Source organism: Pseudomonas japonica, assembly GCF_900188455.1.
Lineage (GTDB): Bacteria > Pseudomonadota > Gammaproteobacteria > Pseudomonadales > Pseudomonadaceae > Aquipseudomonas > Aquipseudomonas japonica.
In genome coordinates this window covers 1-3530 of sequence record NZ_FZOL01000053.1, presented here as the reverse complement: position 1 = coordinate 3530, position 3530 = coordinate 1, and the positions used below count along the sequence as shown (strand labels likewise).

The 3530-nt window shown below is 66.2% G+C and carries 2 protein-coding genes; both read right to left on the bottom strand.

Going from position 1 to position 3530, the window contains the following annotated elements; translation table 11 throughout:
* Positions 1 to 501: 501 nt before the first annotated feature.
* Positions 502 to 1629, bottom strand: a complete 1128-nt coding sequence (locus CHB99_RS29250; RefSeq protein ID WP_042130733.1) for an HlyD family secretion protein — start codon at positions 1627 to 1629, stop codon at positions 502 to 504.
* Positions 1626 to 3281, bottom strand: a complete 1656-nt coding sequence (locus CHB99_RS29245; RefSeq protein ID WP_042130731.1) for an MFS transporter — start codon at positions 3279 to 3281, stop codon at positions 1626 to 1628. The genes CHB99_RS29250 and CHB99_RS29245 overlap by 4 nt, the downstream gene beginning before the upstream one ends.
* Between the last annotated feature and the right edge of the window lie 249 nt (positions 3282 to 3530).

Sequence of the window (3530 nt, the reverse complement as noted above, 5' to 3'; positions counted from 1 at the left end):
GGTGGTGAATCTTCTGTACTTCTTGGTCATCGGGGGTACTCCTCAGTAGGGGGATTCTCCCTAATTGAGGTGTCCGGAGCCATTAGACCAGCACAGTGGGGTTTGGGTTGTCAGCCTTTGTTTTTTCGGCGATGTATTGCGGGGAGGCTGCAGGGTTCGACTCGATATCGAGTCGACCACACAAAGCGGTCAATGGCGGTCTATCAGACATAGGTACGTTGCAACAAACTGTGGGAGCGAGCTCGCTCGCGAAGCGCCGTGCGGACGGCGCTCGATCTTGAGGGCGCTAGAAGAGCATCGACATGCACAGCGATGCGCCGCGCGGGCGGCGCTCGATCTTCAGAGCGCTGCAAGCCTCAAGACAGGCACCCTGCGGCCTTCATGTGCTTCCCCGCCAGGCCCCCAAAGGTGTGTAGACACCCATGCTCATCGCCGGCAAGCCAACTCCCACAGGCCCAGCACAACACGTGAGACCCGTGCGGTACCTGTGAACACTGCCGCTCACTCCCGCGTATCGATGCTCACCACCACCGACATCCCCGGCCGCAGGCGCCTGGCTTCCGGCTGGTCGGCATCCACGGTGATCCGCACCGGAATGCGCTGGGCGATCTTGACGAAGTTGCCGGTGGCATTGTCGGCCTGCAGCAGGGCGAACTCCGAGCCGGTGGCCGGGGAGATCTGCTGCACATGGCCGTGCAGTTTCAGGTGGTTCAGGGCATCCACGCTGAACGTCACCGGCTGGCCGATGCGCACATTGGCCATCTGGGTTTCCTTGAGGTTGGCGATGACCCACAAGGTGTCCGGCACCAGCGCCATCAACTGCGCGCCGGAATTGACCCAGGCACCGAGGCGGGTGCCGATCTGCCCAAGCTGGCCGTCGCGCGGCGCGGTGACGCGGGTGTTGTCGAGGTCGATGCGGGCCAGTTCCAGCGCGGCCTTGGCATTCTCCACCGCGGCTTCCAGGGCGGCGCGGTTGACGATCACGGTTTCGCGGTCCTGACGGGCGATCTCCAGGGCCGCCCTGGCCTGGGCCAGGCTGGCCACCGCGGCGGCATGGCTGGCGCGGCTGACATCGAATTCGCGCCGCGACACCGAGCCATCGCCGACCAGGTCCTGGTTGCGCCGCAGATCGGCGGCGCTTCTCGCCGCCTGGGCCGCGGCGTCATCGATCGCCGCCTGGCGCTGGGCGATCACCGCCTCGGCACTGTTGCGTTGCTGCAGGTTGTTGGCCAGCGCCGCCTGCTGCTGTTGCAACTGGGCCCTGGCCTGGGCCAGGCGCTGGGTGTAGATGCGGTCGTCGAGACGCACCAGCAGGTCGCCAGCCTTGACGAACTGGAAGTCATGCACCGGCACTTCGACGATATAACCGGCCAACTGCGGGCCGATGATCGTCACCTGGCCGCGCACCAAAGCGTTTTCCGTGCTTTCGATGGCGCTGCCGAACGGCGGCAGGCGCCAGGCGTAGAGCACCACGAGAATGCCGACGATGGCCACGGCGGCGAAGCTCAGGGTCGACAGCCAGCGCACCCGGCGCGAGCGCAGCGGGCTGTCCGGTTCGCTGGGCGGGGTGGCGCCTTCCGGGGTTTCGGCGATGGCGGTGGTGGTGGTCGAGGGCATGTCCTGGGTCATTGGCTCGGCGCGTCGCTTGGGGTGGTGGTGATCGCGGCCTGGCGCGCGAGGTAGCGCAAGCGCAGGCCACGGATGAAGATCCAGATCATGGTCAGCACGGCGATGGTGCCGATCAGCATGAAGACATCGTTATAGGCGAGGATGTTCGCTTCGCGGGTCGCGGCATTGGCCAGCAGGCGCAGGCCCACCTCGCCACGCAGCGCCGGATCGGCGATGACCCCGGCGTAACCGCCGCCACCGCCCTGGACCCGGGCGTTGACCAGGGGTTCCAGGTAACTGAGCTGTTCCACCAGGTGGCTGGAATGGAATTTCTCCCGCACCGTCTGGAAGGTCCCGAGCAGGGCCGCGCCAAGCAGGCCGCCGAGGTTGTTGCAGATCCCGAACATCACCGAAAAACTGACCAGATTGCGCGGATTGGCCCGTACATGGCCGATGCCCAAGGCCATGCACGGGCCGAGGAAGAAGGTACTGCCGAAGGCCAGGAGGAACTGGCTGAAATACATCTGCGCCGGGCGGGTCAGGTTGCTCGACGCGCTGTCCATGAAGGCCCCGCAGGCCATTGCCGCGAGGGAGATGAACAGCGGCAGCACCAGGTGTTGCGGGTTGATGGTCAGGGCGCTGCTGGCCAGGCCCGCCGCCGCGCCCAGAAGCATGATCCAGTACAGGTTGCGCATCTGCTCGCTGCCCAGGTTCAGCGCCTGGAGAAAACCCACGGCGCCGGTGGACTGCTCCGAGGTGACCATGCGGATCAGCACCACGCACAGGGCCAGGCGCACGATCGCGCCACTGCCCAGCCAGCGGGTCATCAGCAGCGGGTTGACGCGGTTGTGCTCGATGGCCAGGCCGCTGCACACCAGGGCGATGGAGGCGGCCAGGGCCACGCCGATCCACGGCGCGTCCAGCCACCAGTCGATGCGGCCCAGGGACAGCACGGCGCAGAGCAGGGCGGTGCCGCTGGCCATCAGCGAGAAGGTGAGGAAGTCCAGGGGTTCGAAGGTCTTGAAGCGGTCGCCGGGCGGCAGCTTGAGCAACAGCACGCAACCCAGCGCGGCCAGGGCCAGGCCCAGCTCAAACAGGTACAGGCCGCGCCATTCGGCGATCTGCAGCAGGTCTTCGGAAAACACCCGGGCCAGCGGCACCGCCAGTTGCGAGGCGCCGAGACCGAGGACCATGGCCTTGAGTCGCCACTGCGCCGGGAACGCCTGGATCATGTAGTACAGGCCCAGCGAACTGAGGGCCGCGCCGACCATGCCGTGGGCGGCGCGCACGGCGATGGCGGAGTTGAGGTCGTTGACGAACAGGTGAGCGAAGGTGACCAGGGCGTAGAGCACCAGGAACACCTCGGTGAAGGCCCGCAGGCCGAATTCCTGGCGGAACTTCACCAGCAGCAGGTTCATCGACACGTTGGTCATGACGAAGGCCGCCGGCAGCCAGGCCATTTCCGCGCTGGTGGCACCGAGCGCACCCTGGAGGAAGGGCAGGTTGGCGGTGACCAGGGCGTTGCCCAGGCCACCGGTGATCGCCACCAGCAGGCCCACCGCGCCATAGGCCAGACGCGTGCCCGGCGCATGCAGCGGCGTCGAGGGCGAGCCGGGCAGTGCCGGCTTTTCGTGGGGGAGCCACTGGCGGGGGGCGTATTTGTCGGTCGGCAAGGTCGGGGGTACCTGGGGAGCGTGGGGAAAACTGTACGCGAGGTGTGGGGGGAAGAACATCCGTCAGCGTTATGAGTGCCGTGGAGTTTGGTGGTCTGACGGGGAGCTGCGTCAAGATCTTCAGGTGACTGTCTTGAGTCCTGTAGCGCCCTTGAGATCGAGCGCCGCCCGCGCGGCGCATCGCGAGCACGCTCGCTCCTTGTATGTTGTGTCTGACCTGATGCAGGAGGTTATTCTCGTCAGGTTGAA